The organism is Streptomyces racemochromogenes, assembly GCF_044129415.1.
In the GTDB taxonomy this organism is placed as follows: Bacteria; Actinomycetota; Actinomycetes; order Streptomycetales; family Streptomycetaceae; genus Streptomyces; species Streptomyces racemochromogenes_A.
Genome location: NZ_JBBDHD010000002.1, coordinates 1 through 23577 on the forward strand (window position 1 = coordinate 1; position 23577 = coordinate 23577).

25 protein-coding genes and 2 tRNA genes are annotated in these 23577 nt (G+C 73.3%); 18 read left to right on the forward strand and 9 right to left on the reverse strand.

The window, feature by feature from the left end; all coding sequences use genetic code 11:
- Positions 1-144: 144 nt before the first annotated feature.
- Together WDV06_RS00900 and WDV06_RS00905 are read right to left on the reverse strand one after the other, a co-directional pair.
- Complete coding sequence (locus WDV06_RS00900) at positions 145-801, reverse strand: SDR family oxidoreductase (protein WP_395507623.1); 657 nt, start codon at positions 799-801, stop codon at positions 145-147.
- Positions 802-855: 54 nt separating this feature from the next.
- Positions 856-2343, reverse strand: coding sequence for an amidohydrolase family protein (locus WDV06_RS00905; protein ID WP_395507624.1), 1488 nt, complete (start codon positions 2341-2343; stop codon positions 856-858).
- A gap of 349 nt (positions 2344-2692) precedes the next feature.
- On the opposite strand from WDV06_RS00905, the gene WDV06_RS00910 reads away from it, so the two are divergent.
- The 10 genes from WDV06_RS00910 to WDV06_RS00955 all read left to right on the forward strand — a co-directional run bounded on the left by WDV06_RS00910 (position 2693) and on the right by WDV06_RS00955 (position 8487).
- Positions 2693-2765, forward strand: a tRNA-Thr gene (locus WDV06_RS00910).
- A 48-nt stretch (positions 2766-2813) separates the two neighbouring features.
- Positions 2814-2889 (forward strand) — tRNA-Met (locus tag WDV06_RS00915).
- Between the two features lie 88 nt (positions 2890-2977).
- Positions 2978-3142, forward strand: a complete 165-nt coding sequence (gene rpmG, locus WDV06_RS00920) for a 50S ribosomal protein L33 (protein ID WP_007265873.1) — start codon at positions 2978-2980, stop codon at positions 3140-3142.
- A gap of 120 nt (positions 3143-3262) precedes the next feature.
- A complete protein-coding gene (locus WDV06_RS00925; protein WP_042818570.1) occupies positions 3263-3715 on the forward strand; it encodes a MaoC family dehydratase N-terminal domain-containing protein in 453 nt (150 codons plus the stop codon).
- Between the two features lies 1 nt (position 3716).
- Positions 3717-4145: a MaoC family dehydratase gene (locus WDV06_RS00930; RefSeq protein ID WP_395507625.1), complete on the forward strand. Its 429-nt coding sequence runs from the start codon at positions 3717-3719 to the stop codon at positions 4143-4145.
- A 105-nt stretch (positions 4146-4250) separates the two neighbouring features.
- Entirely contained in the window at positions 4251-4844 is a 594-nt protein-coding gene (locus WDV06_RS00935; protein ID WP_395507626.1) for a TetR/AcrR family transcriptional regulator, read from the forward strand.
- A 98-nt stretch (positions 4845-4942) separates the two neighbouring features.
- The gene (locus WDV06_RS00940) at positions 4943-6376 is read left to right on the forward strand and encodes an MFS transporter (protein WP_395507627.1); all 1434 of its coding nucleotides are present in this window, start codon (positions 4943-4945) and stop codon (positions 6374-6376) included.
- 172 nt (positions 6377-6548) lie between these two features.
- Positions 6549-6968, forward strand: coding sequence for a DUF3291 domain-containing protein (locus WDV06_RS00945; protein WP_395507628.1), 420 nt, complete (start codon positions 6549-6551; stop codon positions 6966-6968).
- Between the two features lie 45 nt (positions 6969-7013).
- On the forward strand, positions 7014-8069 hold the full coding sequence (locus tag WDV06_RS00950; protein WP_395507629.1) for a UDP-N-acetylmuramate dehydrogenase: 1056 nt from the start codon (positions 7014-7016) through the stop codon (positions 8067-8069).
- A gap of 46 nt (positions 8070-8115) precedes the next feature.
- A complete protein-coding gene (locus WDV06_RS00955; RefSeq protein ID WP_395507630.1) occupies positions 8116-8487 on the forward strand; it encodes a hypothetical protein in 372 nt (123 codons plus the stop codon).
- Here WDV06_RS00955 and WDV06_RS00960 read toward each other — a convergent pair.
- The 3 genes from WDV06_RS00960 to WDV06_RS00970 form a co-directional block, all read right to left on the reverse strand.
- On the reverse strand, positions 8477-9496 hold the full coding sequence (locus WDV06_RS00960) for an adenosine deaminase (protein ID WP_395507631.1): 1020 nt from the start codon (positions 9494-9496) through the stop codon (positions 8477-8479). The genes WDV06_RS00955 and WDV06_RS00960 overlap by 11 nt on opposite strands.
- Before the next feature lie 221 nt (positions 9497-9717).
- Positions 9718-10467, reverse strand: a complete 750-nt coding sequence (gene ppgK, locus WDV06_RS00965; protein WP_395507632.1) for a polyphosphate--glucose phosphotransferase — start codon at positions 10465-10467, stop codon at positions 9718-9720.
- Between the two features lie 32 nt (positions 10468-10499).
- Positions 10500-11507, reverse strand: coding sequence for a 4-hydroxy-3-methylbut-2-enyl diphosphate reductase (locus WDV06_RS00970; protein ID WP_395507633.1), 1008 nt, complete (start codon positions 11505-11507; stop codon positions 10500-10502).
- An 89-nt stretch (positions 11508-11596) separates the two neighbouring features.
- On the opposite strand from WDV06_RS00970, the gene WDV06_RS00975 reads away from it, so the two are divergent.
- The 4 genes from WDV06_RS00975 to WDV06_RS00990 all read left to right on the forward strand — a co-directional run bounded on the left by WDV06_RS00975 (position 11597) and on the right by WDV06_RS00990 (position 15250).
- Positions 11597-13009, forward strand: coding sequence for an APC family permease (locus WDV06_RS00975; protein ID WP_395507634.1), 1413 nt, complete (start codon positions 11597-11599; stop codon positions 13007-13009).
- A gap of 35 nt (positions 13010-13044) precedes the next feature.
- Positions 13045-14304, forward strand: a complete 1260-nt coding sequence (gene xseA / locus WDV06_RS00980; RefSeq protein WP_395507635.1) for an exodeoxyribonuclease VII large subunit — start codon at positions 13045-13047, stop codon at positions 14302-14304.
- A gap of 25 nt (positions 14305-14329) precedes the next feature.
- Entirely contained in the window at positions 14330-14569 is a 240-nt protein-coding gene (locus WDV06_RS00985) for an exodeoxyribonuclease VII small subunit (RefSeq protein WP_395507636.1), read from the forward strand.
- A 93-nt stretch (positions 14570-14662) separates the two neighbouring features.
- A complete protein-coding gene (locus WDV06_RS00990) occupies positions 14663-15250 on the forward strand; it encodes a malonic semialdehyde reductase (protein ID WP_395507637.1) in 588 nt (195 codons plus the stop codon).
- A gap of 72 nt (positions 15251-15322) precedes the next feature.
- Here WDV06_RS00990 and WDV06_RS00995 read toward each other — a convergent pair whose 3' ends face one another.
- Complete coding sequence (locus WDV06_RS00995) at positions 15323-15841, reverse strand: DUF4245 domain-containing protein (RefSeq protein WP_395507774.1); 519 nt, start codon at positions 15839-15841, stop codon at positions 15323-15325.
- A 225-nt stretch (positions 15842-16066) separates the two neighbouring features.
- Between WDV06_RS00995 and glpX the strand changes: the two genes are divergently transcribed.
- Positions 16067-17098 carry a class II fructose-bisphosphatase gene (gene glpX / locus WDV06_RS01000; protein ID WP_395507638.1) on the forward strand — a complete coding sequence of 344 codons (1032 nt, stop codon included), beginning with the start codon at positions 16067-16069 and terminating at the stop codon, positions 17096-17098.
- 94 nt (positions 17099-17192) lie between these two features.
- On the opposite strand, the gene WDV06_RS01005 is transcribed toward glpX, so the two are convergent.
- Both WDV06_RS01005 and WDV06_RS01010 read right to left on the reverse strand, forming a co-directional pair.
- On the reverse strand, positions 17193-17591 hold the full coding sequence (locus WDV06_RS01005; RefSeq protein WP_388944796.1) for a WhiB family transcriptional regulator: 399 nt from the start codon (positions 17589-17591) through the stop codon (positions 17193-17195).
- A 130-nt stretch (positions 17592-17721) separates the two neighbouring features.
- Entirely contained in the window at positions 17722-18417 is a 696-nt protein-coding gene (locus WDV06_RS01010; RefSeq protein ID WP_395507639.1) for a DUF1707 SHOCT-like domain-containing protein, read from the reverse strand.
- Between the two features lie 148 nt (positions 18418-18565).
- Between WDV06_RS01010 and WDV06_RS01015 the strand changes: the two genes are divergently transcribed.
- From WDV06_RS01015 to WDV06_RS01025, 3 genes are all read left to right on the forward strand, one after another.
- Positions 18566-20230 carry a fumarate hydratase gene (locus tag WDV06_RS01015; protein ID WP_395507640.1) on the forward strand — a complete coding sequence of 555 codons (1665 nt, stop codon included), beginning with the start codon at positions 18566-18568 and terminating at the stop codon, positions 20228-20230.
- 139 nt (positions 20231-20369) lie between these two features.
- On the forward strand, positions 20370-20978 hold the full coding sequence (locus WDV06_RS01020; RefSeq protein WP_395507641.1) for a hypothetical protein: 609 nt from the start codon (positions 20370-20372) through the stop codon (positions 20976-20978).
- Positions 20979-21072: 94 nt separating this feature from the next.
- Positions 21073-21876, forward strand: coding sequence for a glycerophosphodiester phosphodiesterase (locus WDV06_RS01025; RefSeq protein ID WP_395507642.1), 804 nt, complete (start codon positions 21073-21075; stop codon positions 21874-21876).
- Positions 21877-21979: 103 nt separating this feature from the next.
- On the opposite strand, the gene WDV06_RS01030 is transcribed toward WDV06_RS01025, so the two are convergent.
- Positions 21980-23509, reverse strand: a complete 1530-nt coding sequence (locus tag WDV06_RS01030; RefSeq protein ID WP_395507643.1) for a ricin-type beta-trefoil lectin domain protein — start codon at positions 23507-23509, stop codon at positions 21980-21982.
- Between the last annotated feature and the right edge of the window lie 68 nt (positions 23510-23577).

Below are 23577 nucleotides of genomic sequence, written 5' to 3' on the forward strand. Positions count from 1 at the left end.
GGGGGGCCGGGCGGCCAACGGGGCAGGGGGCGGGGGGGCGGGGGGCGGGGGCCCCCGGCGCCCCCGGCGCCCCCCCCCCGGGCGGGGCCCCCCCCCCCGGCCCCGCCCCCCCGCGCCGCCCCGCAGGGCCGGACCGGGACGGCCTCAGTTGCCGGCGACGTCCTTCACCGCGACCGGGACCGGCGTCGAGCCCGACAGGAGCTCCAGCGTCAGACCCGCCGTCGCCGGTGTCTCGACCAGCTCGGCGAGGACCGCCGCCACGTCGTCGCGCGTCACGCTGCCCGGCCCCGTGTGCGCCTCCAGCCGGACCAGCCCCGTACCGGGGTCGTCGGTCAGCACGCCGGGCCGCACGATCGTCCACTCCAGACCGAGCCGGGTCCGCAGGTGGTCGTCGGCCTCGCCCTTGGCCCTCAGGTACGCGTCGAAGACCTCGCCCCCCTCGTGCCGGGAGTCCGCGCCCATCGACGAGACCATCAGGAAGCGGCGTACGCGGGCCCGTTCGGCGGCGTCCGCGAACAGCACCGCCGCACCCCGGTCCACGGTCTCCTTGCGCGCCCGGCCGCTGCCGGGACCGGCCCCGGCGGCGAAGACCGCCACGTCCGCGCCGTGGAGGATCCCCGCCACGTGCTCCACGGAGGCCGTCTCCAGGTCGCACAGCACCGGTTCGGCGTCGACCTCGCGCAGATCGGCACCCTGCTCGGGATCCCGGACGATCCCGGCGACCTCGTACCCGCGCGCGGCGAGCAGGCGCTCCAGCCGCAGCGCGATCCGACCGTGTCCACCCGCGATGACGATGCGCATGTCCCGACCGTACGACGACCCGGGCGCCGCCGCCCGCGAACGCGGCCCGGGCCCTCAGGGGCCGGGTTCCACACGGCCCTGCCGGGGCAGGTCCAGGGCCACCGCCACCGCCGAGTCGCAGTACTCCCGCACGGCACTCGTCCGGGCTACCACCCGGCCCCGGTGGATCACGATCCGGCTGTAGGCCAGCGAGAGCACCCCGGCGATCCGCTCCCCGCGGACGGCGAGCAGCTCCGCCGGGAAGCCCGCCTCCACCCGCACCTCCGGCAGGGCCATCGCCTCGCGGGCGGCGGCACTGACCGCGTCGTAGGCCTCCGCGGCGCGCAGCCCGCCCTGGGAGGCCAGCAGGTACGCGGCTTCGAGGGGGTCGCCCCGCCCGACCGGGTTCCCCGCGTCCCGCAGCGCGCCGCTCCCGGCGGCGACCCGGACCCCGGCGGCACGCAGCAGGCGGACCGGGGCCGTGCGCAGGCCGCGGCGCTCCAGGGCGGCGCAGTCGCCCTGCGGCAGGCAGGTGACCCGTACGCCGGCCGCCGCCAGCTGGTCGGCGGCGCGGGAGGCGACGTCCAGCGGCAGCCGGGACAGACCGCCGCAGGGGCCGATGGTCACCCCGGGCCGCAGCCCCCCGGCCATCGCCGCGAGCCGGGCGAGCCGGCCGGGGTCGTCACCGTCCGTGTGCAGGTCCACGGGGCAGCCGTGCTCGGCGGCCAGTTCCAGGACCGCCTCGACGAAGCCCGTCGGGTCGGGGTCCAGATCGGGGCAGCCGCCGATCACCGAGGCGCCCATCTTGACGGCGTCCCGCAGCATCGACAGCCCGTCGGCCCCGGCCACACCGGTCAGCAGCCGGGGGACCGCCACCGTGGTCAGGTCGGTGAGCCCCCGCAGGGAGCGGCGGGCCTGGAGGGAGGCCTCCATCGGCCCCAGCCCGTGCACGTCGCCGATCCGGACGTGCGAGCGGACGGCCGTGGCCCCGTGGCCGAGCTGGAGCAGGGCCGCCTCGGTGGCCCGGCGCTGCACCTCGTCACGGGTGTACGACACCGGCCCCTCGCCGTCGGCGGTCAGGGCGGTGTCGCCGTGGGCGTGCGGCTCGGCCGGGGCGGGCAGGAGCAGGTAGCCGCGCAGGTCGACCCGGGCCAGGGCGGGCGCCGGGAGGCTGCCCGCGGTTCCGACGGCCTGGATGCGGCCGCCGCTGAGCCGGACGTCGACGGTGCGCCCGTCGGTGAGCCGGGCCCCGGTCAGCAGGAGTCCCGTCGGAGGCCCCGTCTCGGGGGCGGCGCCACCGCCGGGGGAGCGGGCCGGGGTGCGCCCCGGGACGTCGGCCGTGGTGCGCGCGGGGCCCTCGGCCGCAGTGCGGCCCGGCCCGCCGGCGGAGGGCCGGCCGGGACCGCCCGGGCCCCTGGAGGGGCCGCCCGCGGAGCCCTTGGGCGGACCGGCGCCCGGCCCCCCGGAGGGGGTTCCGCCCGGGGCCCCGGCGGCGCCGCCCGGAGTGCCGCCCGGGGGCTTGCGGGGGGCGGGGGAGGGCTGCTGCGGCTGGCTGTCGGACATCGCGCTCCTGCGGTGGCTCGGGCGGTTCCTGTGCCGTGGCCGCAGCCCGCGGCCCAAGATCACGCAGCGTGCTCAGAGCCTAGGGCGCGGGGCTCCCCGGTTCGCGGAAGAGCGCAATAGTCGTACCGGTGTGGTGCCCGCCGGGTGGCCGCGCGCTCCCGTGCCCCGCGTGCGCCCCGGGGCGGGCCCCGACGCACGGTGTGGCTGTGACCCCGGCCACAAAAGGGCAGGAAAGCGGCCCGCGAGGCGCCCGGCGCCGTGCGGGAAAGGCGTGCGGGCGCCGTCCGAGCCCAGTCCCCCCAAAGGATTTGGGCGATCGGCGCGCAACCGTGTAATGTCTTCCTCGCTCGCCCCAATAGCTCAGTCGGTAGAGCGTCTCCATGGTAAGGAGAAGGTCTGCGGTTCGATTCCGCATTGGGGCTCTGGTGAGAGAGGTTCCCCGCCCTTGGGCGGGGAACGGATCTCATCAAAGCGGCGTAGCTCAGTCGGTAGAGCAAGCGGCTCATAATCGCTGTGTCACCGGTTCAAGTCCGGTCGCCGCTACCACACCCAGTAGCCGATTGCGGGGTCGGTCTCCCGATCGGCTACTCTTTTATGCGTTCATCCGTCCCATAGTCCGTCAAGGAGCACTCACGTGGCTGCCACCGACGTCCGCCCGAAGATCACGCTGGCCTGCGTGGAGTGCAAGGAGCGGAACTACATCACCAAGAAGAACCGGCGTAACAACCCGGACCGCATGGAGATGAAGAAGCACTGCCCGCGCTGCAACTCGCACACCGCGCACCGCGAGACCCGCTAATCACTGGCGAAGTCTCCGCATAGGCACCTTCACGAGGTCGTCCCCTTCCAGGGGGCGGCCTCGTGTCGTTTCCGCACCGGTTCCTTGATCCGGAGCCCCTTCAACAGGAGGTAGTGAGCCATGGCACTCGACCAGACCTTCGTGGGGCGGACGTACCCGCCCACCGAGCCGTACGAGGTCGGCCGCGAGAAGATCCGTGAATTCGCGGTCGCGGTGGGCGACGCCAATCCGGTCTATACCGACCCCGAGGCCGCCAAGGCGCTCGGCCACCAGGACGTGATCGCCCCGCCGACCTTCGTGTTCGCCATCACCTTCGCGGCGGCGGGCCAGGTGGTCGAGGACCCGCAGCTGGGCCTGGACTACAGCCGCGTCGTGCACGGCGACCAGAAGTTCGCCTACGTCCGCCCCGTGCGCGCGGGCGACCGGCTCACCGTCACCTCCACCATCGAGGCCGTGAAGTCCCTCGCCGGCAACGACATCATCGACATCCGCGGCGAGGTCCACGACGAGTCCGGTGAACACGTCGTCACCGCGTGGACCAAGCTCGTGTCCCGCGCCCCCGAGGAGGCCTGAGATGACCGCGCAGATCCACTACGACGAGGTCGAGGTCGGCACCGAGCTCCCTGCCGCGTCCTTCCCCGTGACCCGCGCCACGCTCGTCCGCTACGCCGGCGCCTCGGGCGACTTCAACCCGATCCACTGGAACGAGAAGTTCGCCAAGGAGGTCGGGCTGCCGGACGTCATCGCGCACGGCATGTTCACGATGGCCGAGGCGATCCGCGTCGTGACCGACTGGGTCGGCGACCCGGGCGCGGTCGTCGAGTACGGCGTCCGCTTCACCAAGCCGGTCGTGGTCCCGAACGACGACCAGGGCGCCCTGATCGAGGTCACCGCCAAGGTGGCGCAGAAGCTGGACGACAACCGTGTACGGGTCGACCTGACGGCCATGAGCGCCGGGCAGAAGGTCCTGGGCATGTCCCGCGCGGTGGTCAGGCTGGCCTGACCGGCCGCCGCCCGCCCGACGGGCCGAGGCGCGGGGGGAGACCCCCGCGCCCCCGTGTCCGGGCACCCTTGACTTAGTTAGTGATTGAGTACTAACTTTCCATGCATGGCAAGGATGAGTGCGGACGAGCGGCGCGAGAGCGTCATCCGCGCCGCGATCCACGAGTTCGCGCGCGGCGGCTACCACGGGACCTCCACCGAGGCGATCGCCAAACGGGTCGGGGTCTCTCAGCCGTACCTCTTCCGCCTCTTCCCGGGCAAGAGGGGCATCTTCCTGGCCGCCGCCGGCCGCTGCCTGGAGAACACCCGCAGGGTGTTCGCCGAGGCCGCCGACGGGCTGCACGGCGAGGAGGCCCGCGCCGCCATGGGCGAGGCGTACGTCCGGCTGATCGCCGAGGAGCCGGCGATGCTCCAGATGCAGCTGCAGATGTACGTCACCGTGGCCGCGGCCGAAGCCGCCGGCGACCACGAGCTCGGCGAGCTCGTACGGGCCGGCTGGCTGGAGCTGTGGGACACCGTCCGGATCCCGCTCGGCGGGGACGACCGGGAGGTCACGGCCTTCATGGCGCAGGGGATGCTCATCAACACCCTGTCCGCCATGGGGTTCCCGCCGGGCCACCGGATCTGGAACGGCTTCCCGGCCGACGTCGACGAGGCGGCCGGGGCGGTGTCCGGCCCGGCCGGGGACCGCACGGCGTGAGGAACGGGGCCCGCGCGGCCCCGCGTCTTCCTGTCCACAAAAGTTAGTCAGCAATAACTAACAAGCAATGACCGGCAAAGCCGACTCCAGGGGGAACCGTGTCCCAGCAGAAACTCGGACCGTCCGCGGTCTGGGCCCTCGTCCTCACCGGCGCCGCCGGCTTCATGGCCGCCCTCGACAACCTCGTCGTCACCACCGCCCTGCCCGCCCTCCGCGCCGACCTCGGCGGAAAGCTGGAGGACCTGGAGTGGACGGTGAACGCCTACACCCTGACCTTCGCCGTCCTGCTGATGTTCGGCTCCGCGCTCGGCGACCGCTTCGGCCGCCGCCGCCTCTTCACCGCCGGCCTCGCCGTCTTCACCGCCGCCTCCGCCGCGGCCGCCCTCTCGCCCGGGACAGGCCGGCTCATCGCCGCCCGCGCCGTGCAGGGCGCCGGAGCCGCCGTCATGATGCCGCTCAGCCTCACCCTCCTCACCGCCGCCGTCCCCGCCGCCCGGCGCGGCACGGCACTCGGCATCTACGGAGCCGTCACCGGCCTCGCCATCGCCTCCGGCCCGCTCATCGGCGGCAGCCTCACCGAGCACATCTCCTGGCAGTGGATCTTCTGGCTGAACGTGCCCATCGGCCTCGCCCTCATCCCGCTCGCCCGCCTGCGCCTCGCCGAGTCGACCGCCCCGGACGCCCGCCTCGACGTCCCCGGCACCCTCCTCGTCAGCGGCGGCCTCTTCGGCATCGTCTACGGTCTGGTCAACGCCGACGCCCACGGCTGGACCAGCGCTCCCGTCCTCACCGGCCTCCTCGCCGGCAGCGCCCTCGTCGGCGTCTTCGTCCACCACGGCTTCCGCAACGCCAACCCCGTGCTCCCCATGCGGCTCTTCCGCGACCGCGGCTTCTTCGGGATCAACTTCGCCGGCCTGCTGATGTACCTCGGCATGTTCGGGTCGATCTTCCTGCTCAGCCAGTTCCTCCAGGGCGTCGCCGGCTACTCGCCCACCGAGGCCGGCCTGCGCATGCTTCCCTGGACCGGCATGGGGATCGTCGTCGCCCCGCTCGCCGGGATCCTCTCCGACCGGATCGGCGGCCGCCCGGTGGTCGTCGCCGGACTGGCCCTCCAGGCGCTCGGCCTCGCCTGCTTCGCCCTCGTCCTGAGCCCCGGGGTCTCCTACGCGGCCCAGCTCCCGGCCCTCGTCCTGAGCGGGATCGGCATGGCCCTGTACTTCGCCCCGGCGAGCCACGTGCTCATGTCCACCGTCGCCCCCGGCGACCAGGGGACGGCCTCCGGCACCAACAACGCCCTCCGCGAGGTCGGCGGCGCCCTCGGGGTGGCCGTCCTCGCCTCCGTCTTCTCCGCCCGCGGCGGCTACCGGAGCCCGCAGACCTTCACCGACGGCACCGTCCCCGCCCTGTGGATCGGCGCCGGCGCCGTCGCCCTGGCCGCCGCCCTGGCCCTGCTGGTTCCGGCCCGGGCGACGTCGGGGCAGGCGCCGGCCACCGCGGCCGCGCTCGCGGCGAAGATCCCGGCCGCCCACTGATCCACCCCCTCGGCGGTGTGGCCGGCCCGCAAGGCGGCAGAGCCCCTCACGGCATACGTGACCCGGACACAGCCGACCGGCACCCCGCACGCCGGGCGGCGAGCACGAGGAGCACCCCGCACGAGACCACCCCGCACCACGACCGAACCGCCAGCGACGAAGGAGCCCCGCCATGCCCGACATCCCCTGGACCACGCCCACCGCCCCCGCCCCCGACGCCGAGGTCTACGTCATGGCCTCCCGCTTCGAGACCGACACCCTCGCCGGCGCCCTCAGGTTTTTCCTCAAGGCGCCCGGCATCATCGCCCAGATCCGCAAGGCCCCCGGCGCCCACGGCGCCGCCCTCCGCGCCCGCGTCTTCAGCCGGACCTTCCTCACCCTCTCCGCCTGGGAGGACCGCGACGCCCTCTACCGCTTCGCCCGCAGCGAGCCCCACCGCTCCGGCTCCCGCGCCGCCAGCGCGTACATGAGGGAATCCGCCTTCACCTTCTGGACCGTCCCCGCCGGCGAGCTCCCCCTCGGCTGGGCCGAGGCCGAGCGGCGCCTGGCAGAGGAGAGCGGACGGCAGGACGAGCGGAAGCGGGGCCACTGAGTGCCCCGCCGGGAAGCGAGGGGGACGGACCGTACTCTTGTCCACGTGCAGGAACTCCACGACGCCCCCCTCGCCCCGCTGACCACCTTCCGCCTCGGCGGCCCCGCGGCCCGGTTGGTCACCGCACACACCGACGCCGAAGTCGTCGAAACCGTCCGCGCCGCGGACGCGAGCGGCACCCCGCTCCTGGTCATCGGCGGCGGCAGCAACCTCGTCATCGGCGACGAGGGCTTCGACGGCACCGCCCTGCGCATCGCCACCACCGGCTTCACCCTCGACGGCACCACCCTGGAACTCGCCGCCGGCGAGAACTGGAGCGACGCCGTCGCCCGCACCGTCGAAGCCGGCCTCGCGGGCATCGAATGCCTCGCCGGCATCCCCGGCTCCGCGGGCGCCACCCCGATCCAGAACGTCGGGGCGTACGGCCAGGAGGTCTGCGACACCATCACCGAGGTCGTCGCCTACGACCGCACCACCGGCGAGACGGTCACCCTGACCGCCGCCGAATGCGCCTTCCGCTACCGCAACAGCCTCTTCAAGGACCAGCCCGACCGCTACGTCGTCCTGCGCGTGCGCTTCGCCCTGGAAGACGCGGGCGGCCTCTCCGCCCCGATCAAGTACCCCGAGACGGCCCGCGCCCTCGGCGTCGAGGCCGGCGACCGCGTCCCCGCCGCCACCGCCCGCGAGACCGTCCTGCGCCTGCGCGCCGGCAAGGGCATGGTCCTCGACCCCGCCGACCACGACACCTGGTCCGCCGGCTCCTTCTTCCACAACCCGATCCTCACCGACGAGGCCTACGCCGCCTTCCTCGGCCGCGTCCAGGACCGCCTCGGCGCCGACACCGCCCCGCCCGCCTACCCGGCCGGCGAGGGCCGTACGAAGACCAGCGCGGCCTGGCTGATCGACAAGGCCGGCTTCACCAAGGGCTACGGCACCGGACCCGCCCGCATCTCCACCAAGCACACCCTCGCCCTCACCAACCGCGGCGGGGCCACCACCGAGGACCTGCTGGCCCTGGCCCGCGAGGTCGTCGCCGGGGTCCACGCGGCCTTCGGCGTCACCCTCGTCAACGAGCCGGTGACGGTCGGCGTCCGCCTCTGAGATGAACTGCCCCCTGCACGGGGCCGGTACGGACCCCACGCGCCTCGTGGGACGCCAGATCAGCCGCGTCGTCGCCTCCTGGCACATCTGCGAGGGCGAACGCTCCGAGGCCCCGCTCGACGTCTGGCTGATCGACAGCGCCGGCGAGTCCACCCGGATCACCACCGGGTCCGACCAGTGCCTCATCGTCGAGTCCACCCCGCCCCACGAGCCCTACGACCTGGGGGAGTGGGGCCGGATCGAGGTCGGCGAGGACCTCGGCGACCACCCGTTCCTGCGCCACCTCGGCCAGACCGTCGAATCGGTCGCCGAGTTCGCCCTGCCCGAGCAGGGCCGCACCCACCTGGAGATCGGCTTCCCCGACGGTCGCCGGGTACGGGCCGACTGCCACGAAGGGGACCTGCGGCTCACCCGTTGAGCCAGTGCTCGATCCCGTCCAGCAGCTTCGCCTTGACCTCCTCCGGCGCCGCCGAACCCCGCACCGACTGGCGCGCCAGCTCGGCCAGCTCCGCGTCCGTGAACGCGTGGTGGCGGCGGGCGATCTCGTACTGGGCCGCCAGCCGCGATCCGAAGAGCAGCGGGTCGTCCGCGCCCAGCGCCATCGGCACCCCGGCTTCGAAGAGGGTGCGCAGCGGGACGTCCTCGGGCCGCTCGTAGACGCCGAGTGCGACGTTGGACGCGGGGCAGACCTCACAGGTGATCTGCCGGTCCGCGAGCCGCTTCAGCAGCCGCGGGTCCTCGGCCGCCCGCACGCCGTGCCCGATGCGGGACGCGTGCAGGTCGTCGAGGCAGTCGCGGACGGAGGACGGGCCCGTGAGCTCCCCGCCGTGCGGGGCCGCCAGCAGGCCCCCGTCACGGGCGATGGCGAAGGCCCGGTCGAAGTCGCGGGCCATGCCGCGCCGCTCGTCGTTGGAGAGGCCGAAGCCGACGATCCCCCGGTCGGCGTAGCGGACGGCCAGCCGTGCGAGGGTGCGGGCGTCCAGGGGGTGCTTCATGCGGTTCGCGGCGATCAGCACCCGCATGCCCAGGCCGGTCTCCCGGGAGGCCGCGTCGACGGCGTCGAGGATGATCTCGACGGCCGGGATCATGCCGCCCAGCAGCGGGGCGTAGGAGGTGGGGTCCACCTGGATCTCCAGCCAGCCGCTGCCGTCCCGCACGTCCTCCTCGGCGGCCTCGCGGACCAGGCGCCGGATGTCCTCGGGCTCGCGCAGACAGGAGCGGGCGGCGTCGTAGAGCCGCTGGAAGCGGAACCAGCCGCGTTCGTCGGTGGCCCGGAGCTTGGGCGGCTCCCCGGCGGTCAGGGCGTCCGGCAGCCGGACGCCGTACTTGTCGGCCAGCTCCAGCAGGGTCGACGGGCGCATCGAGCCGGTGAAGTGCAGGTGCAGGTGGGCCTTCGGCAGAAGCGTGAGATCGCGTGCGTGCTCCATCTGGTGATCCTGCCGCATCGGTCACCCGATTGGCAGGGGATTACCTGAACGGGACATTGCCCGAACGTGAATCCGACGGCCGCCCGGGGCCCCCCCCGCCCCGACACCCCCGCCGGGGGGGGGGGCCGGGGCGGGGGGGCCCCCCCGGGCCGCCGCGGCCCGCCGGACCGGCGGCGGCGGGGGCAGGGGCCGGGGCCGGAGCAGCGCCGCCTACTGAGGGGCTACCGGGTGAGGCCGTCGCGCGCGGCCATCGCCGCGCCGACGATGCCGGCGTTGTTCTGGAGCTTCGCCGGGACGATCTGCGCCCGGACGTTCGTCAGCAGGGGCACGAACTTCTCCGGCTTGCGGCTGACGCCGCCGCCGAGGATGAGGAGGTCCGGGGAGAAGAGCATCTCGACGTGCGCCAGGTACTTGTCCAGCCGGCGCGCCCACCGCTCCCAGCTGAGGTCCCCGTCCTCCTTGGCCTTCACCGAGGCCCGGGTCTCCGCGTCGTGGCCCTTGAGCTCCAGGTGGCCCAGCTCGGTGTTGGGCACGAGCCGGCCGTCGCGGAAGAGGGCGCTGCCGATGCCGGTGCCCAGGGTGAGCAGGAGGACCGTGCCGGGCACCCCGCGCCCGGCCCCGTACGTCATCTCCGCGACGCCGGCCGCGTCGGCGTCGTTGAGGACGGTGACGGGGCGGCCGCCGAGGCTCTCGGAGAGCAGGGCGGCCGCGTCGAGGCCGATCCAGGCCTTGTCGACGTTGGCCGCCGTCCGGGTCACGCCGTGGGTGACCACTCCGGGGAAGGTGACGCCGATGGGCCCCTCCCAGGAGAAGTGGCGGATGACCTCGGCAACGCCTCCGGCCACCCCCTCGGGGGTGGCCGGATGTGGTGTCAGTACCTTGTGGCGCTCCTGCGCCGGTTCGCCGCGGTCCAGGTCCACGGGAGCGCCCTTGATCCCCGTACCGCCGATGTCCACACCGAAGATCTGCATGGACTCACCGTACGAACCCGCCGCCGTACGGGCTACTCGTCCGCGCCTTCCGCCACCAGTTCGGCCGCCTCGGTGCGCAGGTCGCGGCGCAGTTCCTTCGGCAGCGAGAAGGTGATCGACTCCTCGGCCGTCTTGACGATCTCCACGTCGGCGAAGCCGCGCTGGGCCAGCCACTCCAGGACCTCTTCGACGAGCACCTCCGGCACCGAGGCGCCCGAGGTCAGGCCGACGGTGGTGACGCCCTCCAGCCAGGCCTCGTCGATCTCGCTCGCGAAGTCGACGAGGTGGGCGGCGCGGGCGCCGGCGTCCAGGGCGACCTCGACGAGGCGGATGGAGTTCGAGGAGTTCTTCGAGCCGACGACCACGACGAGGTCGGCGTCGGCGCCCATCGCCTTGACGGCGGCCTGGCGGTTGGAGGTGGCGTAGCAGATGTCGTCGCTGGGCGGGGAGACGAGGAGCGGGAACTTCGTCTTCAGCGCGTCGACCGTCTCCATCGTCTCGTCGACGGAGAGGGTGGTCTGGGAGAGCCAGACGACCTTGGACTCGTCGCGCACCTCGACCTTGGCCACGTCGTCGGGGCCGTCGACGATGGTGATGTGGTCGGGGGCCTCGCCGGAGGTGCCGATGACCTCCTCATGGCCCTCGTGGCCGATGAGGAGGATGTCGAAGTCCTCGTTGGCGTAGCGGATCGCTTCCTTGTGGACCTTGGTGACCAGCGGGCAGGTCGCGTCGATGGTCGCGAGCCTGCCGCGCGCCGCCTCCTCGTGCACCACGGGCGCCACGCCGTGGGCGGAGAACATGACGATGTTGCCCGGCGGGACCTCCTCCGTCTTCTCGACGAAGATGGCGCCCTTCTTCTGCAGCGTCTGGACGACGTACTTGTTGTGCACGATCTCGTGGCGGACGTAGACCGGGGCGCCGTACTGTTCGAGGGCCTTCTCGACGGCGATCACGGCGCGGTCCACGCCGGCGCAGTAACCGCGCGGGGCGGCGAGCAGGACGCGGCGGGAGGCGGGTGCGGGGGCAGTCATACGCTCCATCGTACGGGGGGCTCCAGGAGGCCGGAGGTCCCCCGTCCGGCAGAGACTGGGGCGAACGTCCGTCCCCACCGCCCCCCCCCGGAGGAACGATGGCAGCCACGGTGGATCCCGGTACGGCCGCGCCCGCGGCGCTGCGACGGAGCCTGGGGTTCCGCGACCTGGTGGTCTACGGGCTGCTCTTCATCGCCCCCATGGCGCCGGTGGGGGTCTTCGGCACGCTGGACGCGAGGTCGCACGGGGCGGTGGCCCTGGTGTACCTCTGCGCGACGGTCGCGATGGGGTTCACGGCGTTCTCGTACGCGCAGATGGTGCGGGTGGCCCCGCTGGCGGGGTCGGTGTTCGCCTACGCCCGCAAGGGGCTGGGCGAGGGGCCGGGGATGGTCGCGGGGTGGATGGCGCTGCTGGACTACCTGCTCATCCCGGCGGTGGCGTACCTGTTCTCCGGGATCGCGATGAACGCGCTGGTGCCGGAGGTCTCGCGGTGGGTGTGGACGGCGCTGGCGGTGGGGGTCACGACGGTGCTGAACCTGTGGGGGGTGCGGGTGGCGGCGCGGGTGGGGTTCGCGGTGCTGGCGGCGGAGATCGTGGTGCTGCTGGTGTTCCTGGTGTCGGCGGTGGCGGTGCTGGTGCGGGACGGGGCGCGGCGCGGCTGGCTGTCGCCGCTGACGGGGGACGGCTCTGCGGGGTTCTCGACGGCGGCGGTGGCGGGGGCGGTGTCGGTGGCGGTGCTGTCGTACCTGGGCTTCGACGCGATCGCCTCGTTCGCGGAGGAGGTGACGGGGGGCGGTGCGCGGGTGGCGCGGGCGGTGCTGTTCTGTCTCGCGCTGACGGGGGTGCTGTTCGTGGCGCAGACGTACCTGGCGGCGCTGCTGGCCCCGTTCCCGTCGGCGGAGCTGGCGGCGGACCCGGGGGCGCAGGGGCCGGCGTTCTACACGGTGGTCGAGGCGTCGGTGGGCGGCTGGCTGCACGACCTGGTGGCGGTGAGCAAGGCGGTGGGGGCTGCGTTCGCGGCACTGGCCGGGCAGGCGGCGGCGGGGCGGCTGCTGTTCGCGATGGCCCGCGAGCGGCGGCTGCCGGGGGTGCTGGCCCGGACCTCGGGGGGCACGCCGAGGGTGGCGCTGCTGGTGGCGGCCGCGGTGACGCTGGTCGCGGCGGTGTGGGCGGCCCGGCGCGACGCCGGACTGGACCACCTGGTCTCGGTGGTGGACGTGGGGGCGCTGGTGGCGTTCACCCTGTTGCACGCGTCGGTGGTGGGATGGTTCGTGGTGCGGCGCATGGAGGGTCCGCCGAGCTGGGGCAGGCACCTGGTGGTGCCGGTGCTGGGGGCGGCGGTGACGGTCGCGGTGATCGCGGAGGCCTCCCCGGCGGCGCAGCTGGTGGGGGCGGTGTGGCTGGCGGTGGGGCTGGGGGTGCTGTTCTTCCAGCGGGGGCGGACGGGCTCCGGGACCCCGGACGGGCTCCGGGACCCCGGCCGGGGTCTGAGGCGACCCGGGCCGGAATGAAAGGGGCTGTCAGCCTCGCCGGTTAGCCTGCCTGCATGGGTCTCAATACGTCGGCGGAGGCGCCGCTGCCGGTCGGTCAGGTGTCCCGGCTCATCGGGGGCTGGATCGACCGGCTGGGCCAGGTGTGGGTGGAGGGGCAGATCACTCAGCTGTCCCGGCGGCCGGGGGCGGGGGTGGTCTTCCTGACGCTGCGGGACCCGTCGCACGACATCTCCGTCAGCGTGACGTGTTTCCGCCAGGTCTTCGACGACGTCGCGGACGTGGTGTCGGAGGGCGCGCGGGTCGTCGTCCTGGCGAAGCCGGAGTGGTACGCCCCGCGCGGGCAGCTGTCCCTGCGGGTGACGGAGATACGGCCCGTCGGCATCGGGGAGCTGCTGGCGCGGCTGGAGCGGCTGAAGCGGTCCCTGGCGTCCGAGGGGCTGTTCGCGCTGGAGCGCAAGAAGCCGCTGCCGTTCCTGCCGCAGCTGATCGGTCTGGTGGTGGGGCGTGCCTCGGCGGCCGAGCGGGACGTGCTGGAGAACGCCCGGCGCCGCTGGCCGGCGGTGCGCTTCGAGGTGCGCAACGTGGCCGTGCAGGGGGTGCACGCGGTGCCGCAGGTGGTGCGGGCGGTCAAGGAGCTGGACGCGCTGGACGAGGTCGACGTGATCATCGTGGCGCGGGGCGGCGGCAGCGTGGAGGACCTGCTGCCGTTCTCCGACGAGGAGGTGGTGCGGACGGTCGCGGCGGCCCGTACGCCGGTGGTCTCGGCGATCGGGCACGAGCCGGACACCCCGCTGCTGGACCTGGTGGCGGACCTGCGGGCCTCCACTCCGACGGACGCGGCGAAGAAGGTGGTCCCGGACGTCGGCGAGGAGCTGGAGCGGGTGCGCCAGCTCCAGGGGAGGGGGCTGCGGGCGCTTCGGGGACTGCTGGAGCGGGAGGAGCGGGGGCTGGCGCACGCGCTCGCGCGGCCGGTGTTCGTCCATCCGCAGCGGATGGTGGAGACCCGGGAGGACGAGGTGGAGGCCCTGCTGGCGCGCAGCCGGCGGACGCTGGGGCACCTGCTGGACCGGGCGGAGTCGGAGCTGGAGCACACCCGGGCCCGGGTGGTGGCGCTGTCGCCGGCGGCCACGCTGGAGCGCGGGTACGCGGTGCTCCAGCGGGCGGACGGGCACGTGGTGCGGGCGCCGGGCGAGGCCGCGCCGGGCGAGGAGCTGCGGGCGCGGGTGGCCGAGGGCGAGTTCGCGGTGTCGGTGGTGGAGGCCGGCTCGCGGACGGCCGGAGACGGACACGTTCCGGCAACGAAATCGCTGTAACACACATCTACGATGGGACACGGGAATGTCTGAGACCGATACCGCGCTGGGCTACGAGCAGGCCCGCGACGAGCTCGTCGAGGTCGTCCGCAGGCTGGAGGCCGGCGGCACCTCGCTGGAGGAGTCGCTCGCGCTCTGGGAGCGCGGCGAGGAGCTGGCGCAGGTCTGCCGGCACTGGCTGGAGGGCGCCCGCGCCCGGCTGGACTCGGCGCTGGCCGCCCGGGAGGCGGCGGAGGAGGCGGGCGGGGACGGCCGCGAGGAGTGACCCGGCCATCCACCGAGGAAAGTAGTTGAAATTTCATCTACTTTTGCCTAAGGTCGGGGTACCGCTCCACTCCGTACAGAAGAAGGCTTACCGATGTCTCTCGTGCTCGACGCCGCTGCTCAGGACCTGCTGTTCCGCGAGGCCCGCACCGCCAACTCGTTCTCCGACGAGCCGGTGACCGACGAGCAGGTCCAGGCCATCTACGACCTGGTGAAGTACGGCCCCACCGCTTTCAACGCCACCCCGCTGCGCGTCACGCTGGTCCGCTCCGCTGAGGCCCGCGAGCGCCTGGTCAACCTGATGTCGGACGGCAACAAGGCCAAGACGGCCGCCGCCCCGCTGGTCGCGATCCTCTCCGCGGACAACGAGTTCCACGAGGAGTTCGACACCCTCCTGCCGCACTACCCGCAGGTCAAGGACTTCTTCACCGAGCGTCCGAACCGCGAGCGCTTCGCCGGCATGAACGCCGCGCTGCAGGCCGCCTACTTCATCGTGGGCGTGCGCGCCGCCGGCCTGGCCGCCGGGCCGATGACCGGCGCCGACTTCGATGGCATCAACAAGGAGTTCCTCGACGGCGACCACTCCGCCCTGATGGTCGTCAACATCGGCAAGCCGGGCGAGGACGCCTTCCACCCCCGCTCCCCGCGCCTGTCCTACGACGAGGTCATCACCACCGTCTGAGCCCCGGCACCGCGGCACCGACACGCCGAAGGCCGCCCGCACCGGTTTCCCCGGGCGGGCGGCCTTCGCGCGTCACCGGCCCTGCTTGAACTCCAGCGCCGCCGCCATCGCGCCCAGCTGCTCGAAGGAGCCCGTCCCGGTGACCACCGTGACGTAGCCCTGGTCCTGGCGGACCAGCGCGTCGTACTTCTCGCCGTCCCAGCGCTCCCACGCCCGGTCGCCGACCTGCTGGGTCTGCCCGGTGGGCGCGGCCTTCTGGGTGAGCTTGTCGAGGTTCTTCTTCGAGGCGTCCGTGGACTGCTCGACCGCCACGTACTGCTGCTCCGGGTCCAGGAAGCCCAGGTGCCAGGCATTGGCGTTCTTGCGCTCGAAGGTCACCGAGGTCGCCCGCCACTGCTCCGGAAGGCCCACGGGGGCCGCCACCGGGTACGGGGCCGCGCGCCGGGCCGTCAGGGTCTCCACCCGGTAGTCGACCGTGCGCGTCGGGTCGGCTTTGTCGTCGTGCGGGATGAAGATGTAGATACCCGCGACCACGACGCCGATCACCGCCAGCGACCGGACCATGTCCCAGACCGTCTGCTTGCCTTTCATACCTGCCACCCCACCATCGTCCCGCATGGCCCGCGGCGATCACCGCCGGGGTCGGCGTGGCGGCCGGGCGGACGGCGCGCGAGGGGCGGACGGTGTCCGCTCAGCAGCACCGGCTGACCGATAATGCGCTCATAAGTGACCCGCCCTGCTCAATATGTCGACGAACCGATAGAGTTTCAGCACCCTCACACTCCCGGCCGTCGTCGTACAGAAAGGTGCGCTCCGATGACCGAGCACAACCTGCCGCCCCAGCTCGAAGTCGCCCCCGACTCGCCTGACCGCAACCTCGCCCTCGAACTCGTACGGGTCACCGAGGCTGCGGCACTCGCCGCGGGCCGGTGGGTCGGCCGTGGCGACAAGATCGGCGCCGACGGTGCCGCGGTCAACGCGATGCGGACCCTGATCTCCACCGTCTCGATGAACGGCGTCGTCGTCATCGGCGAGGGGGAGAAGGACGAAGCCCCCATGCTCTACAACGGCGAGCGCGTCGGTGACGGCACCGGCGCCGAGGTCGACATCGCCGTGGACCCGATCGACGGCACGACCCTGAACGCCAAGGGCATGCCGAACGCCATCGCCGTCCTGGCCGCCGCCGACCGCGGCACCATGTTCGACCCGTCCGCCGTGTTCTACATGGACAAGCTGGTCACCGGCCCCCAGGCCGCCGACTTCGTCGACATCAACGCCCCCGTCTCGGTCAACATCCGCCGGGTCGCCAAGGCCAAGAGCATCGCCCCCGAGGACGTCACGGTCGTCATCCTCGACCGCCCGCGCCACGAGGGCATCGTCAAGGAGATCCGCGAGACCGGCGCCCGGATCAAGTTCATCTCCGACGGCGACGTCGCCGGCTCCGTCATGGCGGTCCGCGAGGGCACCGGCGTCGACCTGCTCATGGGCATCGGCGGCACCCCCGAGGGCATCATCTCGGCCTGCGCCATAAAGTGCCTCGGCGGCACCATCCAGGGCAAGCTCTGGCCCAAGGACGAGGCCGAGCGGCAGAAGGCCATCGACGCGGGCCACGACCTCGACCGCGTCCTGACCACCAACGACCTGGTGTCCGGCGAGAACGTCTTCTTCGTCGCCACCGGCATCACGGACGGCGAGCTGCTGCGCGGCGTCCACTACCGCTCGGAGACCGCGACCACCTCCTCGCTGGTCATGCGCTCGAAGTCGGGCACGATCCGGCAGATCGACTCCACGCACCGCCTGTCGAAGCTGCGCGCCTACAGCGACATCGACTTCGACCGCGCCCAGTAGGAGCGGCCGGGCCGGTGACGGCACGCCCGAGGGGCGGTCCCCGTGCGGGGGGACCGCCCCTCAGTCGTCTCCTGGGGCCTGCGCGGCCCGCGGGTCAGCCCGCGGCGGCGACGGGCCCGGGCGCGCCCGGCAGCAGTTCTGCGGCGCGGCGCCGGCGGCGGCCGAGCACCACCCGCCGCTCGGCGGCGGTCAGCCCGCCCCACACCCCGTACGGCTCGGGCTGGAGCAGGGCGTGCTCCCGGCAGGCGACCATCACGGGGCAGCGGGCGCAGACCCGCTTGGCGGCCTCCTCGCGTGCCAGCCGGGCCGCGGTCGGTTCCTTGGACGGCGCGAAGAACAGCCCCGCCTCGTCCCTGCGGCACACCGCCTCCGTGTGCCAGGGCCCGTCCTCCTCTTCCCTCGCCGCCACCCGCGGCTTCGGCACGGCGGCCGGACGCGTCTGAAGGCTCTGGACGGCGGCTGCCTGCAGGGACTGATGCGGCGGATGCGGCACGGTCTACTCCTGACGACGTATACGCGAGCGAGAGACGATGCACCTGTCCCTACCCGCTGCGCGTGCCCCTATGCACCGGGCGCGGCGGGCCGGACGCGGTTCGTCCGAAACCCGCCCACCGGCGCGCGGCTCAGCCGAGCCGCTTGCGCAGCTTGTCGGCGAGGTCGACCAGGCGGGCGCCGAGCCGGGGGCGGGCCTCGATGTTGCCGAGCAGGGAGAAGCCGCGGACGATCACGACCGGCGCCCGGGGGTCGGCGGTCGCCGCCTCGCCGCGCACCTCGAAGTTGCCGAGGACCCCGCTGCCGTAGCCGCGCAGGGTGACGTTCTCCGGGACCAGGATCTCGACGTTGCCGAGCACCGAGACCACGTTGAACTCGGTGACCTGCTGTTCGAAGACGGCCTCGGTGAGGTCGATGGTGATGTCGCCGAGGACGGAGACCGCGCGGGTGTGCGGGCCCGGGCGCCAGCGGCCCTTGCGGGCGGAGCTGCTGCACACGGCCACCACGGACTCCACCGGGCCGACGCCCGCGGGGGCGGGGGCCGCGGCGCGCCCCGGGGCGTGGGCGGCGGCGCCGGCCGGGAGGTCCCGTACGAGCACCTCCAGCTCCCCCACCGTCTTGACCGCGTAGAGGGTGTCCAGACGCTCGGAGTGCTCTTCGGCGGTCAGCCGTCCCTCCGCGAGGGCGTCGGAGAGGATCTGCGCGATCCGGTCCCGGTCGGCGTCGGAGGCGCGCAGGCCACCGGCGGCCGGGGCCGCGGGCGCGGCGGGAACCGGGGCCGGAGCGGGGTCGGCGGCGGCGTCCGCGGGATGCTTTTCCATGTCCACGTCGGCCAGCATAGCGAGACACGATAGATCGCGATACTGTCCGGTGAGCCCTACCTCACAGACACCGCCGCGCCGGGAGGTTCTACGCTGGACAGTCGCGCTGCCAAATCGGGCGTCAGCGCTGTCTGCCGAGTGAGGATTGGCCACCATGCCGGAGTTCGCGTACACCGACCTGCTGCCCTTGGGCGAGGACACCACCCCCTACCGGCTGGTGACCTCCGAGGGCGTCTCGACGTTCGAGGCCGACGGGCGTACGTTCCTCAAGGTCGAGCCGGAGGCGCTGCGCAAGCTCGCCGAGGAGGCCATCCACGACATCCAGCACTTCCTGCGCCCCGCGCACCTCGCGCAGCTGCGCCGCATCATCGACGACCCGGAGGCGAGCGCGAACGACAAGTTCGTCGCCCTCGACCTCCTGAAGAACGCGAACATCGCGGCGGCCGGCGTCCTGCCCATGTGCCAGGACACGGGCACGGCGATCGTCATGGGCAAGCGCGGCCAGAACGTGCTGACCGAGGGCGGCGACGAGGAAGCCCTCTCGCGCGGCATCTACGACGCCTACACCAAGCTGAACCTGCGCTACTCGCAGATGGCCCCCCTGACCATGTGGGAGGAGAAGAACACCGGCTCGAACCTGCCCGCGCAGATCGAGCTCTACGCGACCGACGGCGGCGCGTACAAGTTCCTCTTCATGGCCAAGGGCGGCGGCTCGGCCAACAAGTCCTTCCTCTACCAGGAGACCAAGGCGGTCCTCAACGAGGCCTCCATGATGAAGTTCCTGGAGGAGAAGATCCGTTCGCTCGGCACGGCGGCCTGCCCGCCGTACCACCTCGCGATCGTCGTCGGCGGCACCTCCGCCGAGCACGCGCTCAAGACCGCCAAGTACGCCTCCGCCCACTACCTGGACGAGCTCCCGCGCGAGGGCTCCGCGCTGGGCCACGGCTTCCGCGACGAGGCCCTGGAGCAGCAGGTCTTCGAGCTGACCCAGAAGATCGGCATCGGGGCGCAGTTCGGCGGCAAGTACTTCTGCCACGACGTCCGCGTGGTGCGCCTGCCCCGCCACGGCGCCTCCCTCCCGGTCGCCATCGCGGTGTCCTGCTCCGCCGACCGCCAGGCCGTCGCGAAGATCACCGCCGAGGGCGTCTTCCTGGAGCAGCTGGAGACCGACCCGGCGCGCTTCCTGCCGGAGACCACGGACGCGCACCTCGACGAGACGGCCGACGTGGTCCGCATCGACCTGAACCAGCCGATGGACGAGATCCTGGCGACGCTGACCAAGCACCCGGTCAAGACCCGCCTCAGCCTGACCGGACCCCTGGTCGTGGCCCGCGACATCGCGCACGCCAAGATCAAGGAGCGGCTGGACGCGGGCGAGGGCATGCCGCAGTACCTCAAGGACCACCCGGTGTACTACGCCGGCCCGGCCAAGACCCCCGAGGGCTACGCCTCCGGTTCCTTCGGCCCGACCACGGCCGGCCGCATGGACTCCTACGTCGAGCAGTTCCAGGCGGCGGGCGGCTCCAAGGTGATGCTGGCCAAGGGCAACCGCTCGCAGCAGGTGACCGACGCGTGCGGCGCGCACGGCGGCTTCTACCTCGGCTCCATCGGCGGCCCCGCGGCGCGCCTGGCGCAGGACTGCATCAAGAAGGTCGAGGTCCTGGAGTACGAGGAGCTCGGCATGGAGGCGGTCTGGAAGATCGAGGTCGAGGACTTCCCGGCCTTCATCGTGGTGGACGACAAGGGCAACGACTTCTTCCAGAACCCGGCCCCGGAGCCGACGTTCACGCACATCCCGGTGCGCGGTCCGGGCCTGTAGCCCCTGGCGCCGAGGGCCCCTCCCCCGTCCGGGGGAGGGGCCCTCGCGCATGCCGGCCCAGCGGCGGACGCCCCGGCGGCGGGGGCCCGGCGAGGCTGTTCCCGTCGCGGGAACAGCCCGTCCCTCAAGGGAGTCCACCATGAAGAACCGTACGCGCGCCCTCGCCCTGGCCGGCTCGGGCGCCCTGGTCGCCACCCTGGTCGGCGCCGCCCCCGCCCCGGCCGCGCCCGCCGCTCCGAGGGTCGCCTCGGTGCGCGGGGGCGGGACGGTCTCCTACCCGTACGTGCCCGCGGAGCACGACATCCGCTTCACGGTCGACGCGGAACAGGTCCCGTGGAGCCGGCCGTTCCAGGCGCCGGGCGGGGAGCAGGGCATGCCCGTCGACGCGCGCGGCAGGGTGACCGTGTACCACGCCATGCCGGAGCAGCACTTCACCGCCGTGGCCGAGGCGCGGGTGGACTGCGTGGTCACCGGCGGGAAAACGGCGGTGGTCACGGCGGTGGTGACCTCGTCGAACGTCGGCTGGGAGGGCAGGCGGATCGGCATCAGCGTCCAGGACGGCGAGCACGGCGCTCCCGACCGGGTCGGCTTCTCCTGGGGCATCGCCAACGTGGACGTGAAGCCGGACGGCACGGTGGCGGAGCCCCGCGTGGGCACCTGCATGGCCCCGGCGCCCTTCACGGAGGTGGTCAAGGGCGGCTTCAAGGTCACCCCGGCCCCGCTGGCCCCGCGCCCCGCCAAGCCGTGAGCGGCCGTCGGGGGGTGGGCGGGCGTCGGCCGGGTTAACGTCGGGGCCACAGGCCCGCACCCGGCCGTTCACCCCGGTTCGCAAGGATTCCCGCATGGCACCGACGACCTCGTCCCCCCGCACCGCCCGCGCCGTCCGCGTCGTCGCGCACCGGGGGGCCTCGCACGAGCATCCCGAGCACACCATCGGGGCCTACCGGCAGGCCATCGCCGACGGGGCCGACGCCCTGGAGTGCGACGTGCGGCTGAGTGCCGACGGCCGGCTGGTGTGCGTGCACGACCGGACGGTGGAGCGGACCTCCGACGGGCGCGGGGTGGTCTCCGAGCTGACGTACGAGGAGCTGGCCGCGTTCGATTTCGGCGGCTGGAAGGGCGCGGAGCACCGGGGGGCGCGGGTGCTGCTCTTCGAGGACCTGCTGAAGGAGGCCCTGGCGGCGGACCGGCCGGTGGGGCTGGCCGTGGAGACCAAGCACCCGACCCGGTCCGGCGGCCGGCTGGAGGCGGAGCTGGTGCGGGTCCTGAAGGAGTACGGGCTCGCGGACGGGTCGGACGGCCGCGTCGAGGTGATGAGCTTCTCGCGCAACGCGCTGACCCGGCTGCACCGCCTGGCGCCCGGGCTGCCCGCCGTGTACCTGATGGAGCGGCGGCTGCGCGCCCCGCGCCCGCCGTTCGCGGGCCACGCCGGGCCGGGGATCGACCTGGTGCGCCGGGATCCCGGGCTGGTGGGGCGGCTGAGGGCCAAGGGGCTGCGGGTGCGGGTGTGGACCGTGGACGAGCCCGAGGACGTGGAGCTGTGCGTACGGCTCGGGGTGGAGACGATCATCACCAACCGGCCCCGTGCGGTGCGCGAGCAGCTCGGGGCCCAGGGGGCGGGCACGGGGGCGGCCGGCGCCCGGTAGCCGCCGGGTGACCGCTCCGGAGCGGTGGGGGCGCCCGCGCAGTGCGCGGGGCGCCCCTTCGCCCCGAAGACCGGGCGCGCCCGAACGCGCCCGGGGCGCGGGCTCAGGCGAAGCGCTGGGCGGCGGAGCCGTTGCAGGGCTGCAGGCGCAGCTGGTCGTGGGCGGCGGCGACGGTCAGGCACATGCCGGGGGCGGAGGCGGGGTGCAGGGCGGCGCCGTCGCGGACGAACTGCTGGTTGGCGCCGCCGTGGCAGTTCCAGAGGATGAGGCCGGCTCCGGCCCCGTAGTCCGCTCCGGGGACGTCGACGCAGCGGTCCTGGGTGAGTTCGACGTGGACGGACCTGTTCGCTGCGTCGTACCACCAGCCCTGGTTGCGGCCGCCGTGGCAGTCCCAGCCGACCACCTTGGTGCCGTTGGCGCTGGAGCCGCCGGAGGCGTCGAGGCAGTTGCCCGTGGCCTCGTTCCTCAGGGGCTTGTAGAGGTCGTCCCAGGCGCCCGCCTGGAGGACGGGGGTGCCGGTGCTCGCGGGGTCGGCGCAGGAGGCCTCGCGCAGGCCGGAGGCGTAGAACCGGGTGAGGCAGGCGGCGAAGGCGCCGTGGCCGCGGTAGTTGGGGTGGAAGGACTGGCGGGCGGTGTTCTCGTCCCAGGGGAAGTGGTCCCCGAGGTCGAGGTAGAGGCCGCGGGCCCAGGTGTCCTCCATGCAGACCTCGTGGCCGTGGAAGAGCCGTGAGTTGTCCAGGTAGGTGGCGCCGGCGGCGAGGGCGGCGGTGCGCATGCCCTTCTCGAAGGCGGGGACGGCCTGGTTGCGGCCCCAGGCGGCGTCGGAGTCGTAGCCGGCGCAGCCTCCGGGGAGCTTGCCGGGGAAGTTGGGGTTGTCGTTGAAGTCGGGGCCGATGGGGCTGGGGTAGCCCATCACGACGAGCTTGTAGTCGGAGTCGGCGTAGCCGGCGTCGCGCATGACGGTCTTGAGGTCGCCGATGGTGGCCTCGACCTTGGGCACCAGTCCGTCGACGCGGGACTGCCAGCCGGGACCGTACTTGGGTTCGCAGGTGCCCTGGCTGAGGACCCAGCGGGTGACGCAGTCGGTCATGACCGGTCCGAACTGGAGGTCGTCGTTGGCGCCGGCGACCAGCAGCACCATCTTGATCCTCGTGTTGCGGGCCTTGATGGCCAGGTTGTCGCTCTGCACCAGCTCGTCGGCGTACTGCTTGCTGCCGCCGATGCGGATGTTGCCGGTGTAGCCGCCGGAGCAGGCGACGTTGAAGGTCAGGTCGGCCGGGATGCCGGTGCGGTGGATCGCGGAGTCCGGCGAGCGGTGGCACTGGTTGGTGGGGGTGTTGGTGGCGGGGTCGTAGTTTCCGACGCCCTCGCCGGAGATCTCGCTGTCGCCGAGGGAGATGAGCCCGGTCCTGCGTTCGGCGAGCGGGCGGATCGCCGGGTCGCCGTAGATCCTGGTGGCCTCCGCGGCGCGGATGGCTTCGAGTTCCGGCGAGAGGGGCGTGATCGCGCCGGATGTGGCGGGGGCCGCTTCGGCCACGGGAGTGACTGCGGTGACGCCCCCGAGGGCGGCCAGGGCCGCCGCGACCGCGGCGAATGTACATCTGAGCCTGGAATTCGTACGCGAACGAGCCATGTACTGCCTCCCCGATAGCGGTGTTACCCCCGGTATTTACTGGCCGGTAGGGGAGATGGGAACAGTCC

Coding starts and splice junctions, on each gene's coding strand:
- WDV06_RS00900 (WP_395507623.1), bottom strand. CDS start 801: ATGCGCATCGTCATCGCGGGTGGACACGGTCGGATCGCGCTGCGGCTG.
- WDV06_RS00905 (WP_395507624.1), bottom strand. CDS start 2,343: ATGTCCGACAGCCAGCCGCAGCAGCCCTCCCCCGCCCCCCGCAAGCCC.
- WDV06_RS00925 (WP_042818570.1), top strand. CDS start 3,263: ATGGCACTCGACCAGACCTTCGTGGGGCGGACGTACCCGCCCACCGAG.
- WDV06_RS00930 (WP_395507625.1), top strand. CDS start 3,717: ATGACCGCGCAGATCCACTACGACGAGGTCGAGGTCGGCACCGAGCTC.
- WDV06_RS00935 (WP_395507626.1), top strand. CDS start 4,251: ATGGCAAGGATGAGTGCGGACGAGCGGCGCGAGAGCGTCATCCGCGCC.
- WDV06_RS00945 (WP_395507628.1), top strand. CDS start 6,549: ATGCCCGACATCCCCTGGACCACGCCCACCGCCCCCGCCCCCGACGCC.
- WDV06_RS00960 (WP_395507631.1), bottom strand. CDS start 9,496: ATGGAGCACGCACGCGATCTCACGCTTCTGCCGAAGGCCCACCTGCAC.
- ppgK (WP_395507632.1), bottom strand. CDS start 10,467: ATGCAGATCTTCGGTGTGGACATCGGCGGTACGGGGATCAAGGGCGCT.
- WDV06_RS00970 (WP_395507633.1), bottom strand. CDS start 11,507: ATGGAGCGTATGACTGCCCCCGCACCCGCCTCCCGCCGCGTCCTGCTC.
- WDV06_RS00975 (WP_395507634.1), top strand. CDS start 11,597: ATGGCAGCCACGGTGGATCCCGGTACGGCCGCGCCCGCGGCGCTGCGA.
- xseA (WP_395507635.1), top strand. CDS start 13,045: ATGGGTCTCAATACGTCGGCGGAGGCGCCGCTGCCGGTCGGTCAGGTG.
- WDV06_RS00985 (WP_395507636.1), top strand. CDS start 14,330: ATGTCTGAGACCGATACCGCGCTGGGCTACGAGCAGGCCCGCGACGAG.
- WDV06_RS00990 (WP_395507637.1), top strand. CDS start 14,663: ATGTCTCTCGTGCTCGACGCCGCTGCTCAGGACCTGCTGTTCCGCGAG.
- WDV06_RS00995 (WP_395507774.1), bottom strand. CDS start 15,841: ATGAAAGGCAAGCAGACGGTCTGGGACATGGTCCGGTCGCTGGCGGTG.
- glpX (WP_395507638.1), top strand. CDS start 16,067: ATGACCGAGCACAACCTGCCGCCCCAGCTCGAAGTCGCCCCCGACTCG.
- WDV06_RS01015 (WP_395507640.1), top strand. CDS start 18,566: ATGCCGGAGTTCGCGTACACCGACCTGCTGCCCTTGGGCGAGGACACC.
- WDV06_RS01020 (WP_395507641.1), top strand. CDS start 20,370: ATGAAGAACCGTACGCGCGCCCTCGCCCTGGCCGGCTCGGGCGCCCTG.
- WDV06_RS01025 (WP_395507642.1), top strand. CDS start 21,073: ATGGCACCGACGACCTCGTCCCCCCGCACCGCCCGCGCCGTCCGCGTC.
- WDV06_RS01030 (WP_395507643.1), bottom strand. CDS start 23,509: ATGGCTCGTTCGCGTACGAATTCCAGGCTCAGATGTACATTCGCCGCG.